17 protein-coding genes and 1 pseudogene are annotated in these 17,629 nt (G+C 62.6%); 14 read left to right on the top strand and 4 right to left on the bottom strand.

Annotated features, from left to right (window positions below):
- Window positions 1-71: 71 nt before the first annotated feature.
- Together OZ911_RS14480 and OZ911_RS14485 are read right to left on the bottom strand one after the other, a co-directional pair.
- Window positions 72-1,286, bottom strand: a complete 1,215-nt coding sequence (locus tag OZ911_RS14480) for a type II toxin-antitoxin system HipA family toxin (RefSeq protein ID WP_023048131.1) — start codon at window positions 1,284-1,286, stop codon at window positions 72-74.
- Window positions 1,286-1,630 (bottom strand): helix-turn-helix domain-containing protein, encoded by a 345-nt coding sequence (locus OZ911_RS14485; protein WP_016487142.1) that lies wholly within the window; start codon window positions 1,628-1,630, stop codon window positions 1,286-1,288. The genes OZ911_RS14480 and OZ911_RS14485 overlap by 1 nt, the downstream gene beginning before the upstream one ends.
- A 287-nt stretch (window positions 1,631-1,917) precedes the next feature.
- Here OZ911_RS14485 and OZ911_RS14490 point away from each other — a divergent pair, with 287 nt between their 5' ends.
- On the top strand, window positions 1,918-3,519 hold the full coding sequence (locus tag OZ911_RS14490; protein ID WP_016487143.1) for a mechanosensitive ion channel family protein: 1,602 nt from the start codon (window positions 1,918-1,920) through the stop codon (window positions 3,517-3,519).
- A gap of 18 nt (window positions 3,520-3,537) precedes the next feature.
- Here the strand turns inward: OZ911_RS14490 and paaX are convergent, their stop codons facing one another.
- Together paaX and paaY are read right to left on the bottom strand one after the other, a co-directional pair.
- Window positions 3,538-4,461, bottom strand: a complete 924-nt coding sequence (paaX, locus tag OZ911_RS14495) for a phenylacetic acid degradation operon negative regulatory protein PaaX (RefSeq protein WP_175444007.1) — start codon at window positions 4,459-4,461, stop codon at window positions 3,538-3,540.
- 77 nt (window positions 4,462-4,538) lie between these two features.
- Window positions 4,539-5,138 carry a phenylacetic acid degradation protein PaaY gene (paaY, locus tag OZ911_RS14500; protein ID WP_016487145.1) on the bottom strand — a complete coding sequence of 200 codons (600 nt, stop codon included), beginning with the start codon at window positions 5,136-5,138 and terminating at the stop codon, window positions 4,539-4,541.
- 352 nt (window positions 5,139-5,490) lie between these two features.
- Between paaY and paaF the strand changes: the two genes are divergently transcribed.
- The 13 genes and pseudogenes from paaF to OZ911_RS14565 all read left to right on the top strand — a co-directional run.
- Entirely contained in the window at window positions 5,491-6,264 is a 774-nt protein-coding gene (paaF, locus tag OZ911_RS14505) for a 2,3-dehydroadipyl-CoA hydratase PaaF (protein ID WP_016487147.1), read from the top strand.
- A 34-nt stretch (window positions 6,265-6,298) separates the two neighbouring features.
- Window positions 6,299-7,090 (top strand): 2-(1,2-epoxy-1,2-dihydrophenyl)acetyl-CoA isomerase PaaG, encoded by a 792-nt coding sequence (paaG, locus tag OZ911_RS14510; protein ID WP_016487148.1) that lies wholly within the window; start codon window positions 6,299-6,301, stop codon window positions 7,088-7,090.
- 2 nt (window positions 7,091-7,092) lie between these two features.
- The gene (paaH, locus tag OZ911_RS14515; protein ID WP_023048134.1) at window positions 7,093-8,610 is read left to right on the top strand and encodes a 3-hydroxyacyl-CoA dehydrogenase PaaH; all 1,518 of its coding nucleotides are present in this window, start codon (window positions 7,093-7,095) and stop codon (window positions 8,608-8,610) included.
- Window positions 8,603-9,043 (top strand): hydroxyphenylacetyl-CoA thioesterase PaaI, encoded by a 441-nt coding sequence (gene paaI / locus OZ911_RS14520; RefSeq protein ID WP_023048135.1) that lies wholly within the window; start codon window positions 8,603-8,605, stop codon window positions 9,041-9,043. The genes paaH and paaI overlap by 8 nt, the downstream gene beginning before the upstream one ends.
- Window positions 9,036-10,256: a 3-oxoadipyl-CoA thiolase gene (gene pcaF / locus OZ911_RS14525; protein WP_023048136.1), complete on the top strand. Its 1,221-nt coding sequence runs from the start codon at window positions 9,036-9,038 to the stop codon at window positions 10,254-10,256. Before paaI ends, pcaF begins: the two co-directional genes overlap by 8 nt.
- Before the next feature lie 121 nt (window positions 10,257-10,377).
- A complete protein-coding gene (gene paaK / locus OZ911_RS14530) occupies window positions 10,378-11,697 on the top strand; it encodes a phenylacetate--CoA ligase PaaK (protein WP_023048137.1) in 1,320 nt (439 codons plus the stop codon).
- A gap of 214 nt (window positions 11,698-11,911) precedes the next feature.
- Window positions 11,912-12,901: a 1,2-phenylacetyl-CoA epoxidase subunit PaaA gene (paaA, locus tag OZ911_RS14535; protein ID WP_023048138.1), complete on the top strand. Its 990-nt coding sequence runs from the start codon at window positions 11,912-11,914 to the stop codon at window positions 12,899-12,901.
- Between the two features lie 25 nt (window positions 12,902-12,926).
- The gene (gene paaB / locus OZ911_RS14540) at window positions 12,927-13,208 is read left to right on the top strand and encodes a 1,2-phenylacetyl-CoA epoxidase subunit PaaB (RefSeq protein ID WP_004374528.1); all 282 of its coding nucleotides are present in this window, start codon (window positions 12,927-12,929) and stop codon (window positions 13,206-13,208) included.
- Between the two features lie 8 nt (window positions 13,209-13,216).
- Window positions 13,217-13,975 carry a 1,2-phenylacetyl-CoA epoxidase subunit PaaC gene (gene paaC / locus OZ911_RS14545; protein WP_060517774.1) on the top strand — a complete coding sequence of 253 codons (759 nt, stop codon included), beginning with the start codon at window positions 13,217-13,219 and terminating at the stop codon, window positions 13,973-13,975.
- On the top strand, window positions 13,962-14,495 hold the full coding sequence (gene paaD / locus OZ911_RS14550; RefSeq protein ID WP_016487155.1) for a 1,2-phenylacetyl-CoA epoxidase subunit PaaD: 534 nt from the start codon (window positions 13,962-13,964) through the stop codon (window positions 14,493-14,495). Before paaC ends, paaD begins: the two co-directional genes overlap by 14 nt.
- A 15-nt stretch (window positions 14,496-14,510) precedes the next feature.
- Window positions 14,511-15,587: a 1,2-phenylacetyl-CoA epoxidase subunit PaaE gene (paaE, locus tag OZ911_RS14555; protein ID WP_023048026.1), complete on the top strand. Its 1,077-nt coding sequence runs from the start codon at window positions 14,511-14,513 to the stop codon at window positions 15,585-15,587.
- Window positions 15,588-15,757: 170 nt separating this feature from the next.
- Window positions 15,758-16,066, top strand: a complete 309-nt coding sequence (locus OZ911_RS14560; protein WP_016487157.1) for a DUF485 domain-containing protein — start codon at window positions 15,758-15,760, stop codon at window positions 16,064-16,066.
- A pseudogene (locus OZ911_RS14565) lies at window positions 16,057-17,625 on the top strand (cation acetate symporter); the annotation flags it as partial. The gene OZ911_RS14560 and the pseudogene OZ911_RS14565, both read left to right, overlap by 10 nt.
- Window positions 17,626-17,629 lie beyond the last annotated feature (4 nt).

The raw sequence follows: 17,629 nt of genomic DNA on the forward strand, positions 1-17,629 counted from the left end.
GTTGAACACAAAGGAAATGAGATGCAAGTATAAATGGGAATGCATGTCATTCAAAAGCGAAAGACGCTCGCTCAGCTGAGCATCCGCACCGCACTCGCCGCCTCACACGCCATGCGCAAATCTTCCCCCGCAAGCAACTGCTGGTAATGCGCCTTCAACGCCTGCTCCCACCCCGCCACTTCTTCCAGTAGCTGCTCGGCCTGCTCCCGCGTCAGGGCAAAGTGAGCGTGGTGACTGAGCAGGTTTGCGCGGCTGATCTGGCGGCCTTCACGGCCAACAGCCATGGCCAAGGTCTGGGCCGGCCCTTCCTCGAGCATCGGCAGTACGTCGTACATCGGTGACAGACGCCACCCGCCGGCCACCCAGATCACCGCATGGTTGCGTGGATGGTCGTCAGAGTTCCCCACCAGGGCGTTGTAGCACATGCGCTTGAACAGCTCCTGCAGATCAGCGTCGGGCACACCCCGCCGGCGCATTTCATCGGCTACTGCGGCGTAGCGCCAATCCCGGTGGTGTGCGCCGTTCCATTCCGAGTTCAGCAGGGTCAATGCGCTGAGCATGGGAATGCGCCGGGCGCCCTGTGCAATCGGCGTGCGGTCGAAGCGCTCGATCAGCAAGGTTGAAGGGTTTTCGGCATGCAACGCGGTTTTTGCGACGTTCAAGCCTTGCCCTGCTGCAAAGGTCATGCAGGCATATTCGATCGAGGGCAGGTCGTAGTGATCGAAGCGATCACGGGGCTTGGCCAGAATCAGCATACCGTTGTCCTGCAGCGTACGTTTTGGGCGCGCGCCGCCCAGGGCGGAACGCTGCTGGCGTACGTTGAGGGTTGCCACCGACTCGGCGTCGAGCTGGCCGTCGTACACCGCTTCGCACGCGGCGACGAATTTCGCCAGGCCTTTCAAGGTGGGTACCGCACCATCGCCCAGGCCAGGTGCGGGCGTGGTTGCGCCGCCGGCCATCAGGTTGCCGACGCGGTCGTTGTTCGGTGACTTAAGCAAGAAATCGAGCGTGCCCAGTTCCTGGCCGTACGCCCGATGCAGCAGCCGCTCACCCCAGCCATCAGGCATGGCGTCATTGATGAAGCCGGGTATGCCGCGGTTCTTGGCGATCCCCGTATAGGGCTCGGCACGCAGGGGGTAATTGATCGGGTCGGGTACCCAGCCACCTCGCGCCACATGGTCAGGCGCATAGAGGAACTCACCGACCTTGTCTTTTAGGGTCAGCCGGCCAAGGGTGATGACCTCAGCTGTGTCGGGGTGCTCCATATAGATGTAGGCACGGGACATCAGAATTCCTCAGGCTTGGGTTTTGCCAGCCGCACGCGGCGGGATGCGAGGCGCTGGTGGGCATCGTCGTCATCACTGAAACGGGTGATCTGGGAGGTTTTTTCAATGCCTTCCAGCGAGGCGAAGACCGTGTCGCTGATACCCAGGCGCCATAACACCAGCATGAACGAACGCAGGTCCACGCGCGCGGAGCCGCCTTCGATCTTGCGAAGGTTATGCGCGGAGACGCCGATTGCTACCGTGAGGTCTGTTTGGCGTAAACCGAGCGACAAACGCTTTGCCTTGACCAGAAGCCCTATTTTATTAAGGGTATCGGCGCAGGCGACGGGAAAAAAGTCATCCATAAAGTCAACCAGCACTAATATTAAGTTGTATAAGGTAAACCATAGCACGCTTTAAAGGTTTTCACGATAAAGATAACACGCACCACCATAAGCCTTAAGTGTCATAAAGATCGTTATGGTTAACCTTATATTTGGGTATTTACGGCCTGGTTACCCGTGTACGCGATGCTGGGCAGGCCAGAAACCCGACTATGCTGGAAGCAGCCCAACCTCGGGTCGCAGGGGAGCGAAGCATGAGGATCATGCGTGGATGCAGGCAAGCGTGTTGGCTGGCTCTGGCGCTACAGATGCTGTGCTCAACCCTCCTACATGCAGAGGGCCTGGAGCCTTCAGCGACGCCAGCCGGTGCTGCAACGCCTGAACCTGCAGCGCTGCAAATCATCAACCGCACGGTATTTGTCTTTCGTGCCACCTTGCTGGGTGAAACACCACAGGTTCGAGCCCTTCGGGCCAAGTCGGCCATTGAAGAGGCGTTGCAGGATGAAGATGACCAGGGCATTAGAATCGACTCTATCCTGAACAGTTACCTGGTACTGCTGGGCGATCGCCGCGCGTTCATCGTCACACCGCAGGACGCCGCCGCCAACGATATCACCGCGCGCGAAGCCGCCGAGCTGGCCGCAGAGAACCTGCGCCTGGTGGTCGAGGAAACACGCCAGGCGCGCAGCGTGCGCTTTCTGCTCAATGCTGTCGGCTATTCGGCGGCGGCCACCTTGCTGTTCATGCTTCTGGCCAAGGGCGCGCGAGGTGTGCGGCGCAAGCTTTTGGGGCTGTTGCCCAGACTGATGGGCAAGCACTCCGAGCGTTTCAGGGTGGGTCAAACACCCCTGTTCGACCTGCAGAACCTCTACTACCTGGCCGATCGTTCGCTGTGGCTGGTGTACTGGCTGGTGCTGCTATTGCTCTGCTACCAATGGCTGGGCTTCGTACTGTCGCAGTTCCCCTATACCCGGGCGTGGGGTGAAAGCCTGAATGTCTACCTGATGGCGCTGCTCGGCTACCTGGTCAGCGGTATCCTTCACGCCATCCCTGGGCTTGCCGTTGCCCTGTCGATTTTCTTCATTGCCCGCGGTATCAGCGCGTTTTCCAAACGGGTGCTGCGGCGCATGGCACGGCCGGGCACGTTGAAGTGGCTTACCGAAGAAACCCTGCAGCCCACCATGCGGCTGACGTCATTGGCGATCTGGCTGTTCGCCCTGGTGATGGCCTACCCGTACCTGCCTGGCTCAGGTACCGATGCGTTCAAGGGCCTGTCGGTACTGCTCGGGCTGATGATCTCGCTCGGGGCCACCAGTGTCGTCGGCCAGGCTGCGGCCGGGCTGATTCTCACCTATACAAGGACGCTGCGCGCCGGTGAGTTCGTGCGCGTGGGCGACTACGAAGGCACGGTGACCGAGGTGGGCATATTCACCACCACCATCCGCACCGGCCTTGGCGAGGTGCTCACGCTGCCCAATTCCATGATCACGGGCACCGTGACGAAAAACTACTCACGCATCGTCGAGGGGCCAGGCTATGTGGTCGATACGGTGGTGACCATCGGCTACGACACGCCGTGGCGGCAGGTCGAAGCCATGTTGCTGGAGGCGGCCCGGCGTACCGATGGCGTACTGGCAAAACCCGAACCCCAGGTGTTCCAGACGGCGCTGTCGGATTTTTATCCGGAGTACCGCCTGGTGGCCCAGGCCATTCCGTCGCTGCCCAGGCCACGCGCCCTCCTGCTCAGCCTGCTGCACGCCAATATCCAGGACGTTTTCAACGAGTACGGCGTGCAGATCATGTCGCCCCACTACCTCGGCGACCCGCTGCAGGCCAAGTGGGTGCCAAGGGAGCAGTGGTACGCCGACCCTGCCAAGCCAGAACATCCGCAACCACCCAGCAAGCCTTGAAAGGGAATATCGCCGGCTTCAGCCCAAACCACCAAACCGCTTGTAGAAGCTCTCGTTGACATCCGGCAGCGGCCCATCCGCCGTCTCCAGCGCGGTCCCCAGCCACGCTTCGGCCTTGTCCCACACCAGCCGATAGAGGTTACGGCACAACTGGCGAGCAGCCCTGCCTTCCCAGTCCCCAGGCAGCAGCTCATCCGGCAACTGCGGGTCACGCAGCAGCAGCCGGCGGTACTCGTGGATCAACAAGGTCCGTGCCAGGAAGCAGTCCTGGGCATCGAGCTCTTTCTGCTCCTTGAGCGCCTGCCACAGCGGCCGGAACAAGCGGATGAATTCGCTGTAGTGCTCGCCCAGTTCCTGGATCCGCCAGCTCTCCCGCACCTGGGCGCGCATGGCCTTGGAGGCCAGTACTTGCTGGGTGTGGGTTTCGAAGACGATGCTGTCGTCAGTGGCGTCCAGCTCGCGCAAGGTGGTCGCCAGGTCGGCACGATCAGCGCGCGGGCAGCCGAGTACGTTCGGGGCGATGGCGCCGTAGCCTTGCCACTCCAGTTCTTCGCGCACGGCCTTGCGCTTGCTGGCCTCCAGCTGCGACAGCAACACCAGCGTCCAGGCGCCGTCCCAGGCGGGCAGGCTCGCACTGTAAACGCGCTTGAAGGCTTTTTCGAAACGGCGCCGGCCCGTGCCGGTGAGGCTGTAATAGCTGCGCCGGCCGACTTTTTCGGCGGTCAGCCAGCCTTCCTTGGTCAGGCGAAAGATCGACGTGCGGATCAACCGCTCGTTGATACCTATCGGCTCCAGCAGGTTGATCAGGCTACCCAGCCAGACGGTCCCGCCGTGAGGCTCGATGGCATCGCCGTACAGCGTGATGATCAGCGAGCTGGCGCGGATTGGCGTCTGCTCCTGAAAGCGGGTGATCAAATGGTTCAGTGGTGCAAGATTGCTCATGGGCGAACTGTGCGCGGATAAAGCACCGACTATACCTGTGCGGCGGGCCGCCTGGCCAATGCGGGTGGCTGTCAGGCTCATGCGCTTGCCTGGCCTTTGGGCCTGAAGCCGGTGTCTTCCATACGCGGGCGCCCCACTTCTGCCTCGGCCAGCGGCGGGCATTCGACCATGCTGGTCATGCAGCGCTGCGTCAGTTCCTGGTACTGCGCAGTGCCGGCCTGCTTCCAGGCCAGCTCCTGATCGGTCAACGGGCGCTTTACCAGCGCTGGCGAACCCATCACCAGGCTCTGAGCCGCACATTCGAAGCCGGCCTTGACGAAAGCGGTGGCCGCAACGATGCAGCCTGGCGCTACGTGGGCGCCATCCATGACCACTGCGTTCATGCCGATCAAGGCGTCTTCGCCCACGCGGCATCCGTGCAGCACGGCGCCATGGCCGATGTGCCCGTTGCGCTCTACTACGGTGTCACCACCCGGGAAGCCATGCATCACGCAGGTGTCCTGAAGGTTGGCGCCCTCCTCTAGCACGATGCGGCCGAAGTCGCCCCTGAGCGATGCCAAGGGGCCTATGTAGCAACGAGGGCCGACGATGACATCGCCGATCAGTACTGCACTTGGGTGCACGTAGGCGGTCGGGTGAACCACGGGCGTCAGGCCGTCCAGTCGATAGCAAGGCATGCGAACTCCAGAAATGATTTGAAATGGCACCTGATCTTGTATCACAAGGAAATTTCTCGTCAAACGCCATCGCTGTGTATCACTTTATATCTGCTTGGATCGGCAGGCGAAAACACTCGATAATCAGTTAAAAATCGACATTATACGGTTTAAAAGTCCTTAATCGTAACGATTGAAATAGTTAAAGATCTCATTAAAGAGATACGATATGGCATTTTTGATGTTGATTTCGTGTATCGCATAATGCATATACTGGGCTCACCTGTTCGTGACCCAGCATCACGACCCTGCAAACAATTCCAAGAAATGCCGGCCCCACGATGTGCCGTGCGTGCAGCCAGAGGACCCCGACATGCCGCGATATCTCAATGTGCAGGCGCCGGAAAACGGCGTTCAGCTCATCACCTTGCAACGGCCAGAGGCTCTCAACGCCCTGTGTACCGAGCTACTGGCAGAGCTGGCCACTGCACTGGATACAGCCGCCCAAGATGATCAGACCGCTGCGGTGGTGGTCACTGGCAACCGCAAGGCATTCGCCGCAGGCGCTGACATCCGCGAAATGGCCGAGCGCGACCTGGTCGGCATCCTCAACGATCCTCGGGTAGCCCACTGGCAGCGCATCGCCGGCTTTGCCAAGCCGCTGATTGCGGCAGTCAATGGCTATGCCTTGGGCGGTGGTTGCGAGCTGGTGATGTGCGCTGACATCGTCATCGCCGGTACCGACGCCCGTTTCGGCCAGCCGGAGATCAACCTCGGCATCATCCCCGGCGCTGGCGGCACCCAGCGCCTGTTGCGCGCCGTTGGCAAGCCATTGGCCATGCAGATGGTGCTGACCGGCGAAGCCATTAGCGCCCGTCACGCCCAGCAGGCAGGCCTGGTCAGTGAAGTGACCCAGCCCGAATTCACCGTAGAACGCGCCCTGCATGTGGCCCGCAGCATCGCCGCCAAGGCGCCGCTGGCCGTGCGCCTGGCAAAAGAGGCGCTGCTGAAGGCCGGCGATACAGACCTGGCCAGTGGCCTGCGCTTCGAACGCCATGCATTCACCCTGCTGGCCGGCACCGCCGACCGCGACGAAGGTATCCGGGCCTTCCAGGAAAAGCGCCAGGCCCGTTTCCAAGGCCGCTGATCACCTTTCCCTCGACTGACGGAGCGAGTCTGTCATGACTTTCCAGCACATCCTGTTTTCCATTGAGGACGGCGTCGCCCTCCTCTCCTTGAACCGCCCCGAGCAGCTGAACAGCTTCAACACCGCCATGCACCTGGAAGTACGCGAAGCACTCAAGCAAGTGCGCCAGAGCAGCGATGCGCGGGTGCTGTTGCTGACGGCTGAAGGCCGCGGCTTCTGCGCAGGCCAGGACCTGTCCGACCGTAACGTTGCCCCAGGCGCTGAAATGCCAGACCTGGGCGCTTCAATCGACACGTACTACAACCCGCTGGTACGCACCCTGCGCGACCTGCCACTGCCGGTAATCTGTGCGGTAAACGGTGTTGCCGCCGGGGCCGGCGCGAATATTCCGCTGGCCTGCGACCTGGTACTGGCCGCCCGCTCGGCAAGCTTCATCCAGGCATTTTGCAAAATTGGCCTGGTGCCAGACTCTGGCGGGACCTGGCTGCTGCCGCGCCTGGTCGGCATGGCACGGGCCAAAGCCTTGGCCATGCTGGGCGAACGCCTTGGCGCCGAACAGGCACAGCAATGGGGGCTGATCCATCGCGTGGTTGACGATGCTGCACTGCGTGACGAAGCCCTCACACTGGCCCGCCAGCTCGCCACCCAGCCTACCTACGGCCTGGCGTTGATCAAGCGCAGCCTCAATGCCAGTTTCGACAACGGCTTCGATGAACAACTGGAGCTTGAGCGCGACCTGCAACGCCTGGCCGGGCGCAGCGAGGACTACCGTGAAGGCGTCAGCGCCTTCATCAACAAGCGTACTCCCGCATTCAAGGGGCGCTGAACATGGGCGCACTCGCAAGCAATGTGCCCGTAGCGGTGATCGGTGCTGGTGCCATGGGGGCCGGCATCGCCCAGGTGGCGGCTCAGGCCGGCCACCCGGTAAAGCTTTACGACAACCGCCCAGGGGCCGCTGCCCAGGCAGTGGCCGGTATTGATCGCCAGCTCGCCCGGCTCGTGGAAAAAGGCAAATTGCAGGCTGTCGAGCGTGAAATGATCAGCATCCGCCTGTGCCCGGTCGACACGCTCGACGCGCTGGCCGATGCCGGCTTGGTGATCGAAGCCATCGTCGAGAACCTGCAGGTCAAGCAGGCGCTGTTCAATCAGTTAGAAGCCCTGTGCACAGCAGATTGCATTATTGCCAGCAACACTTCATCGCTGTCCATCACCAGCCTTGCTGCCGGCCTTGAACGCCCGCAGCAGGTGGTGGGGATGCACTTCTTCAACCCCGCACCGCTGATGGCGCTGGTCGAGGTGGTGTCGGGCCTGGCAACTGAGCCGGCCGTGGCCGCGTGCATCTACGACACCGCCCAAGCCTGGGGCAAACAGCCGGTGCACACGCGCTCGACACCGGGCTTTATCGTCAACCGTGTGGCGCGGCCTTTCTATGCCGAAAGCCTGCGCCTGTTACAGGAAGGAGCGGCCGATTGCGCCAGCCTTGATGCGCTGCTGCGTGATGCCGGTGGTTTCCGTATGGGTGCGTTCGAGCTTACCGACCTGATCGGCCACGACGTCAACTACGCCGTGACCTGCTCGGTGTTCGACGCATTTTATGGGGACTTCCGCTTCCAGCCTTCACTGGTGCAAAAAGAGCTGGTGGATGCCGGTCGCCTCGGCCGCAAGACAGGCCAAGGCTTCTATAGCTACGCTGAAGGCGCGCAGCGCCCAGTGCCGGCCGAACTGCACAGCCCCGCCAGTGTTGATGCCTGTGTTGTCGAGGGGCATCTGGGGGTGCTGCAGCCACTGGCAGAACGCCTGCGCGATAACGGCATTGCCATCACCCAGCGTGCTGGCAGCGGCGTGATCCAGGTCGGTGATGCCACCCTGGCACTGTCCGATGGCCGCCTCGCCAGCCAGCGCGCCCGTGAAGATGGCCTGCGCAACCTGGTGCTGCTTGATCTTGCGCTGGACTACAGCACCGCCTCACGTATTGCCATCAGCTGGTCGGCCGACACCATCGCAAGCGCTCGTGACCAGGCTGTGACCCTGCTGCAGCGGGCCGGCCTCAAGGTTACTGCTGTCGCCGACCTGCCCGGCCTGGTGGTGCTGCGCACAGTGGCAATGCTCGCCAACGAAGCTGCCGATGCCGTGTTGCAGGGCGTCGGCAGCGCCGCTGACATCGACCTGGCGATGCGCGCCGGTGTCAATTACCCCTGTGGCCCGCTGGCCTGGGCTGCGCACATCGGCATCGCCCACACCTTGCGCGTGCTCGACAACCTGCAGCGCAGCTACGGCGAGAGCCGCTACCGCCCTTCTCTGCTGTTACGCCGTTGCGAGGCCAAAGGAGGCACCCTGCATGACTGAACTCGAACTGGCACAAGCCTGTGCCGACGCCATGTATGCCCGAGATCTGGCCACCCAGGGCCTGGGCATCAGCCTGCTGGATGCCGGCCCGGGCCGGGCAAGCCTGGGCATGCCGGTACGCGCCGACATGATCCAGGGCCACGGCACCTGCCATGGCGGTTTCCTCTTCGCCCTGGCCGACTCGGCGTTTGCCTTCGCCTGTAACAGCTACGACCAGGCCACCGTGGCCCTGGGTTGCAGCATCGACTATCTGGCACCGGCGCTGCGCGATGACGTGCTCACCGCCGACGCCAGCGAGGTCAGCCGCAAAGGCCGCACCGGCCTGTACGACGTGCGCATCCACAACCAGCGCGGTGAGCTGGTGGCGATGTTCCATGGCAAATCCTACAAAGTGCGCGGCACCGTGCTGGCGCAGGAGACGCAAGATGACTGAACACACCCTCGCCGATGCCCTGATCATCGACGCCGTGCGCACCCCCATAGGGCGCTATGCCGGGGCTTTGAGCGGCGTACGTGCCGATGACCTCGCCGCCATTCCGCTGAAGGCCTTGATCCAGCGCCACCCCGAGCTGGACTGGAAAGCGGTCGACGACGTGATCTTCGGCTGTGCCAACCAGGCCGGCGAAGACAATCGCAACGTGGCCCACATGGCCACCCTGTTGGCCGGGCTGCCCCCCGAAATACCGGGGACCACGATCAACCGCCTGTGCGGCTCCGGCCTGGACGCCATCGGCAATGCTGCCCGCGCCCTGCGTTGCGGCGAAGCCGGGCTGATGCTGGCTGGCGGCGTTGAGTCGATGTCGCGCGCGCCCTTCGTCATGGGCAAGTCGGAGCAGGCCTTCGGCCGCGCAGCCGAGTTGTTCGACACCACCATCGGTTGGCGCTTCGTCAATCCGCTGATGAAGGCTGCCTACGGCACCGATTCGATGCCGGAAACCGCTGAAAACGTCGCTGAACAGTTTGCTATCTCCCGCGCCGACCAAGATGGCTTCGCGCTGCGCAGCCAGCACAAGGCGGCCGCTGCTCAGGCCCGCGGCCGCCTTGCGCAAGAAATCGTGCCGGTCGAAATCCCCCAGCGCAAAGGCCCGGCCAAAGTGGTCGAGCACGATGAGCATCCGCGCGGCGACACCACGCTGGAACAACTCGCCCGTCTCGGCACCCCGTTCCGTGAAGGGGGTAGCGTCACCGCCGGCAATGCCTCCGGTGTCAACGACGGCGCTTGCGCCCTGTTGCTGGCCAGCAGCACCGCTGCCCGCCGCCATGGCCTGAAGCCCCGCGGCCGTATCGTCGGCATGGCCGTGGCCGGGGTTGAGCCACGGCTGATGGGCATCGGCCCGGTGCCGGCAACCCGAAAGGTACTTGAGCTCACGGGATTGTCACTGGCCGACCTGGACGTCATCGAGCTTAACGAAGCCTTCGCCGCCCAAGGCTTGGCGGTGCTACGCGAGCTAGGCCTGGCCGACGACGACCCCCGGGTCAACCGCAACGGCGGAGCCATTGCGCTGGGCCATCCGCTCGGCATGAGCGGTGCACGCCTGGTAACCACCGCGCTGCACGAACTGGAGGAAACTGCCGGCCGCTATGCCCTGTGCACCATGTGCATTGGCGTTGGCCAGGGCATCGCCATGGTCATAGAACGCCTCTGAGCGGGTCACGCCTTCAGCCTGTTACCGAACCGAACGCAGCCGTATATGCTGCGCTCATGACACTCACCGCGCGGCCCGTAACCGGCCCCGCACGGCGTACAAGAACAATTCGAGTGAAGCCATGAACATGTACCATGATGCCGACCGTGCCTTGTTGGACCCGATGGAAACCGCCAGCGTCGATTCCCTGCGCCAGCACCAGCTGGAGCGCCTGCGCTGGAGCCTGAAGCACGCCTACGACAATGTACCGTTGTACCGCCAGCGCTTTGCCGAATGCGGCACCCACCCCGATGACCTCAAGTGCCTGGCAGACCTGGCGAAGTTCCCCTTCACCGGCAAGAACGATCTGCGCGACAACTACCCCTACGGCATGTTTGCCGTACCCCAGGAGGAAGTGGTACGCCTGCATGCTTCCAGCGGTACCACCGGCAAGCCTACGGTGGTCGGTTATACGCAGAACGACATTCATACCTGGGCCAATGTGGTCGCCCGCTCGATCCGCGCTGCGGGTGGGCGCAAAGGCGACAAGGTGCATGTTTCCTACGGCTACGGCCTGTTCACCGGCGGGCTGGGTGCGCATTACGGCGCCGAGCGCCTGGGCTGTACGGTAATCCCGATGTCGGGTGGTCAGACCGAGAAGCAGGTGCAGCTGATCCGCGACTTCCAGCCCGACATCATCATGGTGACGCCGTCCTATATGCTCAACCTGGCCGACGAGATCGAGCGCCAGGGCATCGACCCCCATGACCTCAAGCTGCGCCTGGGTATTTTCGGTGCCGAGCCGTGGACAGACGAGCTGCGCCGTTCGATCGAGCAGCGTTTGGGCATCAATGCCCTCGACATCTATGGCCTGTCGGAAATCATGGGGCCCGGGGTGGCGATGGAATGTATCGAGACCAAAGACGGCCCGACCATCTGGGAAGACCACTTCTATCCCGAGATCATCGACCCGGTCACCGGTGAGGTGTTGCCGGACGGCCAACTGGGCGAACTGGTGTTCACCTCGCTAAGCAAAGAGGCGCTGCCGATGATCCGTTACCGCACCCGCGACCTTACCCGCCTTTTGCCCGGCACAGCCAGGCCCATGCGGCGGATAGGCAAGATCACCGGGCGCAGCGACGACATGCTGATCATTCGCGGCGTCAACGTGTTCCCGACCCAGATCGAAGAACAGGTATTGAAAATAAAACAGCTTTCCGAGCTGTATGAGATTCACCTGTATCGCAATGGCAACCTGGACAGTGTCGAAGTGCATGTTGAATTGCGTGCGGAGTGCCAGCACCTCGATGAAGGCCAGCGCAAGCGGGTGACCGGGGAGTTGAGCAAACAGATCAAGACCTACATCGGCATCAGCACCCAGGTGCACCTGCAGCCTTGCGGCACGCTCAAACGCTCCGAGGGCAAGGCTTGCCACGTGTATGACAAACGGTTGGCCAGCTGAGTCATTCATCTGCCTGTGCAGCCCCGGCACTGTCCGGGGTTTTTTTTTGCGTGTTATTCGCGCTCACAGGTACCGCGCGCCCCTGTGGGAGCGGGTTTACCCGCGATGGGACCCCAAAGCGATACACAAATCTTATTTGATACATATAAAACTGTTTGACGTTATGTTTTGTATCGCTTACAAATGACTCATGCCTTAGCAGGAGTCGCCGCACATGTACGCACAGCTAGTGGAAACCGGAGTCAAGCGCGTCAAATCGCTGGAAGAAATGTCCGCCGCGGAACGCAACTTCCAGGAAAAGATCGACGCCGAAATCAAGATCGAAGCCAAGAACTGGATGCCAGAGGCCTACCGCCAGACCCTGATCCGGCAGATCTCCCAACATGCCCATTCGGAAATCGTCGGCATGTTGCCCGAAGGCAACTGGGTCACCCGCGCGCCTAGCCTCAAGCGCAAGCTGCAACTGATGGCCAAGATCCAGGACGAAGCCGGCCACGGCCTGTACCTGTACAGCGCCATGGAGACCCTGGGCGCCGACCGCGACGAAGAAATCGCCAAGCTGCACAGCGGCAAGGCCAAGTACTCGAGCATCTTCAACTACCCCACCCTCAGCTGGGCCGACATGGGCGCAGTGGGCTGGCTGGTCGATGGCGCTGCAATCGTCAACCAGGTGGTACTGCAGCGCACCTCCTATGGCCCCTACTCCCGCGCGATGATCCGTATCTGCAAGGAAGAGAGCTTCCATCAGCGCCAGGGCTACGAAATGCTCCTGACCATGATGCGTCACGGCACCCAGGCACAGCGCGACATGGTCCAGGACGCAATCAATCGCCTGTGGTGGCCATCGCTGATGATGTTCGGCCCCAGCGACGAACATTCTCCAAACAGCGCTCAGTCCATGGCCTGGAAGATCAAGCGCCAGACCAACGATGAACTGCGCCAGCGTTTCATTGACCAGACCGTGCCGCAGCTCGAACTGCTCGGCTGCACGGCCCCCGACCCTGAACTGAAGTGGAACGCCGAGCGCGGTCACTACGACTTCGGCGAAATTCAGTGGGACGAATTTTACGAAGTGATCAAGGGCAACGGCCCGTGCAACCAGGAACGTGTCGCCACCCGCCGCCAGGCCATCGAGGGCGGCGCCTGGGTTCGCGAGGCCGCCGTGGCCTACGCGCGCAAGCAACAGAACAAGAACGCCGCCTGAGCGGCGATTGATGCGGAGATCGAAAATGTCTGTCTGGACCCTCTACGAAGTGTTCGTGCGCAGCAAGCACGGCCTTAACCACAAGCATGTCGGCAGCGTGCATGCCGCCGACGCCGCCATGGCCATCGAAAATGCCCGCGAGCTGTACACCCGACGCAGCGAGGGCGTCAGCCTGTGGGTGGTGCCTTCGGCGCTGATCACCGCCTCCTCCCCTGACGAGAAAGACCCGCTGTTCGCCCCTTCGGACGACAAGGTCTACCGCCATGCCAGCTTCTACGAGCTGCCCGATGAAGTCGGACACATGTGAGGTTGGCCATGCACAACGAAGCCCTTATCCCCTACCTGCTGCTGCTTGGCGACAGCGCCCTGGTACAAGGCCAGCGCCTCTGTGAATGGTGTGGTCACGCCCCGGCCATCGAAGAAGAACTGGCCCTGATGAACGTTGGCCTGGACCTGGTCGGCCAGGCGCGCAACTGGCTGGAATACGCAGCCGAGCGGCTGGACGACGGCCGCGACGCCGATGCCCTGGCCTTCCGCCGAGACGAGCGGGCCTATCGCAACCTGCTGCTGGTCGAGCAACCCAACGGCGACTTTGCCGTGACCATGACCAAGCAATTCCTCTACGACGCCTGGCACTTTGCCGTGTTACAGGGCCTGGCCGGCTCAAGCGATGAGCGTATCGCCGGTATCGCCGCCAAGGCACTCAAGGAAGTCACCTACCACCTGCGCCGCTCCAGCGAGTGGGTACAGCGCCTGGGTGGCGGCACAGAAGAGAGCCGTCAGCGCATGCTTGCCGCCATTCCTGCACTGTGGCGCTTTACCGTCGAACTGACGGCCGCCAGCGATAACGAGGTGCAGTTGGCCCAGGCAGGTATCGCTGCCGACCCCGACACCGCTGGTGCTGCCTGGCTGAAACAGGTGAGCGAGACCTTCGCGTCGGTCGAGCTGCCGCTGCCCAAGGCTGCCAGTCACTTCTACCTGGACAGCCGCAAAGGCCTGCACACCGAGCACCTGGGCCTGCTACTGGCCGAAATGCAGTTCCTGCCAAGGGCTTACCCCGATGCAACCTGGTGAGCTGATTGCCGGCGACCGTGGCGCGCGGGCGCCACGCGGCGAGGACCTGGCCCGGGCCTGGGAGGTGCTGGGCCAGGTCATGGACCCGGAAGTGCCCGTGGTGAGTGTGGTCGACCTGGGCATCGTTCGCGACCTCGACTGGCGCGCCGGCCACCTGCACCTGGTGGTGACACCGACCTACTCCGGCTGCCCGGCGACCGAGGTGATCGAAGGCGATATCCGCCAGGCGCTGGAGCAGGCGGGTTTCCCCGCGCCGGACCTTGAGCGTCGGCTGACCCCGGCCTGGAGCACCGACTGGATCAGCGAGCTGGGCCGCGAGCGCCTGCGCACCTACGGCATCGCCCCGCCGCAGGGCAGCGCCAGCAAGCGCAGCCTGCTCGGTGAAGCCCCCCAGGTGTGCTGCCCGCAGTGCGGCAGTAACCGCACCGAAATGCTCAGCCAGTTCGGCTCTACCGCCTGCAAGGCGCTGTACCGCTGCCGCGAGTGCCTGGAGCCGTTCGATTACTTCAAATGCATTTGAGCCGTGGAGAACGCCATGAGCCAGTTTCACAGCCTGACCATCAAGCAAGTGCGCAACGAAACCCGTGATGCGGTTTCGATTGCCTTCGACGTGCCCGAGCGCCTGCAGGCACAGTTCCGTTTCACCCAGGGCCAGTACCTGGTCATGCGTACTCAACTGGACAACGAAGAGGTCCGCCGCTCTTACTCTATTTGCAGCGCCGTGCAGGACGGCGAGCTGCGCGTGGCTGTCAAGCGCGTGCCAGGCGGGCGTTTCTCGGCGTTTGCCAATGAAGTGCTCAAGGCCGGCCAGCAACTGGACGTGATGCCGCCATCGGGCAGCTTCTTCGTGCCGCTGGACCCTGCCCGTCAGGGCAATTACCTGGCCGTCGCGGCCGGCAGTGGCATTACTCCGATCCTGTCGATCATCGGCACCACCCTCGACAGTGAGCCGCACAGCCGCTTCACCTTGCTGTACGGCAACCGTTCCAGCTCTGGCGCGCTGTTCCGCGACAAGCTCGAAGACCTGAAAAATCGGTACCTCGACCGCCTGAACCTGATTTTTGTGTTCAGCCGCGAGCAACAGGATGTTGACCTGTACAACGGCCGCATTGACGCCGACAAGTGCGGCCAACTGTTCTCCCGCTGGCTGGACGTTCCAGGCCTGGACGCGGCTTTCATCTGCGGGCCTCAGGCAATGACCGAAACCGTACGTGACAGCCTGCAGGCCAATGGCCTGGACAAAGAGCGCATTCATTTCGAGCTGTTCGCCGCCGCCGGTAACGAGACCCGTCGCGAGGCCCGTGAAGCAGCGCGCCAGGTGGATTCGGCGCTCAGCCACATCACCGTGATCAGCGACGGCCGCGCCCTTACCTTCGACTTGCCACGCAACACCCAGAACGTGCTGGACGCCGGCAATGCCATCGGCGCCGAGCTGCCCTACTCGTGCAAGGCCGGTGTGTGCTCGACCTGCAAATGCCGGGTGGTCGAGGGGGAAGTGGAAATGGACAGCAACCATGCCCTGGAAGACTACGAAGTGGCAGCCGGGTACGTGCTGTCGTGCCAGACCTACCCGGTGAGCGACAAGGTGGTGCTCGACTTCGACCAGCTTTAAGACCGCGCCGCCTGCTTCGCGGGCGCGCCCGCTCCCACAAGCACCGCACAAGGGCTGAGGGTAACACCCTCCCTGTGGGAGCGGGCATGCCCGCGAAGAGGCCCTTTTGCAATACCGCAACACCCGCGTGACCTCAACAAAACAATTACAAAACCAAGAGATCGCTTGCCATGACACCCGAACGCATAGAAAGCATCGCCAACCACCCCGACTTCCAGCACCTGGTGCAGCGCAAACGCCGCCTCAACGGCAGCCTGACCTTGGCCATGCTGGTGATCTACTACGGCTTCGTCCTGCTGGTGGCGTTTTCGCCCAGCACCCTTGGCCAGTCGCTCAGCGGCGGTGTGACCACCGTCGGCATGCTGGTGGGTGTGCTGATGGTGCTGCTGTCCTTTGCCCTGACCGGCATCTATGTGCACCGCGCCAACAATGTGCTCGACCCGCTCAATGAAAAGGTCAAGCAGGAGTGCGCACAATGAACTGGACAGCCATTTCGATGTTCATGGTGTTCGTCTGCTTCACCTTGCTGATCACCCGCTGGGCGGCTTTGCGCACCCGCTCGGCCAGCGACTTCTATACCGCCGGCGGGGGCCTGACCGGCATGCAGAACGGCCTGGCGATCGCAGGCGACATGATCAGCGCCGCCTCCTTCCTGGGCATCTCCGCGATGATGTTCCTGAACGGCTATGACGGCCTGTTGTACGCCCTGGGCGTGCTGGCCGGCTGGCCGATCATTCTGTTCCTGATCGCCGAACGGCTGCGCAACCTGGGCAAGTACACCTTTGCCGACGTGGTCAGCTACCGCCTGGCACAAACCCCGGTACGCCTGACCTCGGCGTTCGGCACCCTGGTCGTGGCACTGATGTACCTGGTGGCACAGATGGTCGGTGCCGGCAAGCTGATCGAGCTGCTGTTCGGCATCAGCTACCTGTATGCGGTGATGCTGGTCGGTGTGCTGATGGTCGCTTATGTAACGTTCGGCGGCATGCTCGCTACCACCTGGGTGCAGATTATCAAGGCAGTGATGCTGCTGTCGGGCACCAGCTTCATGGCGTTCATGGTGCTCAAGCACTTCGGCTTCAGCACCGAAGCCATGTTCGCCAGCGCGGTGGCCGTGCATGCCAAGGGCCAGGCGATCATGGCCCCGGGTGGCCTGCTGTCCAATCCGGTGGATGCCATTTCCCTGGGCTTGGGCATGATGTTCGGCACCGCCGGCCTGCCGCATATCCTGATGCGCTTCTTCACCGTCAGTGATGCCAAGGAAGCACGCAAGAGCGTGTTCTATGCCACCGGTTTCATCGGTTACTTCTACCTGCTGCTGATCGTCATCGGCTTTGGCGCCATCGTCATGGTCGGCACCGAGCCGTCCTACCGCGACGCCACCGGTGCAATCATTGGCGGCGGCAACATGATCGCCGTGCACCTGGCCCAGGCTGTCGGTGGCAATTTGTTCCTTGGCTTCATCTCTGCTGTGGCCTTCGCCACCATCCTTGCCGTGGTCGCCGGCCTTGCGCTGTCCGGCGCATCGGCGGTATCCCACGACCTGTATGCCTGCGTGATCCGCCAAGGCAAGGCCACCGAGCAGGAGGAAATGCGCGTATCGCGTGTCGCCACCCTGCTGATCGGCCTGCTGGCGGTCATGCTCGGCCTGATGTTCGAGTCGCAGAACATCGCCTTCCTCTCCGGCCTGGTGCTGGCGGTGGCTGCCTCCGTCAACTTCCCGGTGCTGCTGCTTTCGATGTTCTGGAAAGGCCTGACCACCCGCGGCGCAGTGTGCGGCAGCATGGCCGGCCTGGCCTCGGCGGTGCTGCTGGTGGTACTGGGCCCGGCAGTGTGGGTCAACGTGCTGCATCACGATAAAGCGCTGTTCCCTTACAGCAACCCGGCCTTGTTCTCCATGAGCCTGGCGTTCCTGAGTGCCTGGGCGTTCTCGGTCACCGACAGCTCCGAACGTGCCAGTGAGGAGCGTGGCCGCTACCTGGCCCAGTTCATCCGCTCCATGACCGGTATCGGCGCCGCTGGCGCCAGCAAGCACTGACTTC

The sequence above is a fragment of the Pseudomonas fortuita genome, assembly GCF_026898135.2.
GTDB classification, from domain to species: Bacteria; Pseudomonadota; Gammaproteobacteria; order Pseudomonadales; family Pseudomonadaceae; genus Aquipseudomonas; species Aquipseudomonas fortuita.

Bases quoted from the DNA above. Each gene is read 5' to 3' on its own strand.
- paaD (WP_016487155.1), top strand. From the start codon at position 13,962: ATGCAACCTGGTGAGCTGATTGCCGGCGACCGTGGCGCGCGGGCGCCA.
- paaY (WP_016487145.1), bottom strand. From the start codon at position 5,138: ATGCCTTGCTATCGACTGGACGGCCTGACGCCCGTGGTTCACCCGACC.
- paaI (WP_023048135.1), top strand. From the start codon at position 8,603: ATGACTGAACTCGAACTGGCACAAGCCTGTGCCGACGCCATGTATGCC.
- paaG (WP_016487148.1), top strand. From the start codon at position 6,299: ATGACTTTCCAGCACATCCTGTTTTCCATTGAGGACGGCGTCGCCCTC.
- OZ911_RS14560 (WP_016487157.1), top strand. From the start codon at position 15,758: ATGACACCCGAACGCATAGAAAGCATCGCCAACCACCCCGACTTCCAG.
- paaB (WP_004374528.1), top strand. From the start codon at position 12,927: ATGTCTGTCTGGACCCTCTACGAAGTGTTCGTGCGCAGCAAGCACGGC.
- paaX (WP_175444007.1), bottom strand. From the start codon at position 4,461: ATGAGCAATCTTGCACCACTGAACCATTTGATCACCCGCTTTCAGGAG.
- paaF (WP_016487147.1), top strand. From the start codon at position 5,491: ATGCCGCGATATCTCAATGTGCAGGCGCCGGAAAACGGCGTTCAGCTC.
- pcaF (WP_023048136.1), top strand. From the start codon at position 9,036: ATGACTGAACACACCCTCGCCGATGCCCTGATCATCGACGCCGTGCGC.
- paaH (WP_023048134.1), top strand. From the start codon at position 7,093: ATGGGCGCACTCGCAAGCAATGTGCCCGTAGCGGTGATCGGTGCTGGT.
- OZ911_RS14490 (WP_016487143.1), top strand. From the start codon at position 1,918: ATGCTGTGCTCAACCCTCCTACATGCAGAGGGCCTGGAGCCTTCAGCG.
- OZ911_RS14480 (WP_023048131.1), bottom strand. From the start codon at position 1,286: ATGTCCCGTGCCTACATCTATATGGAGCACCCCGACACAGCTGAGGTC.
- OZ911_RS14485 (WP_016487142.1), bottom strand. From the start codon at position 1,630: ATGGATGACTTTTTTCCCGTCGCCTGCGCCGATACCCTTAATAAAATA.
- paaE (WP_023048026.1), top strand. From the start codon at position 14,511: ATGAGCCAGTTTCACAGCCTGACCATCAAGCAAGTGCGCAACGAAACC.
- paaC (WP_060517774.1), top strand. From the start codon at position 13,217: ATGCACAACGAAGCCCTTATCCCCTACCTGCTGCTGCTTGGCGACAGC.
- paaA (WP_023048138.1), top strand. From the start codon at position 11,912: ATGTACGCACAGCTAGTGGAAACCGGAGTCAAGCGCGTCAAATCGCTG.
- paaK (WP_023048137.1), top strand. From the start codon at position 10,378: ATGAACATGTACCATGATGCCGACCGTGCCTTGTTGGACCCGATGGAA.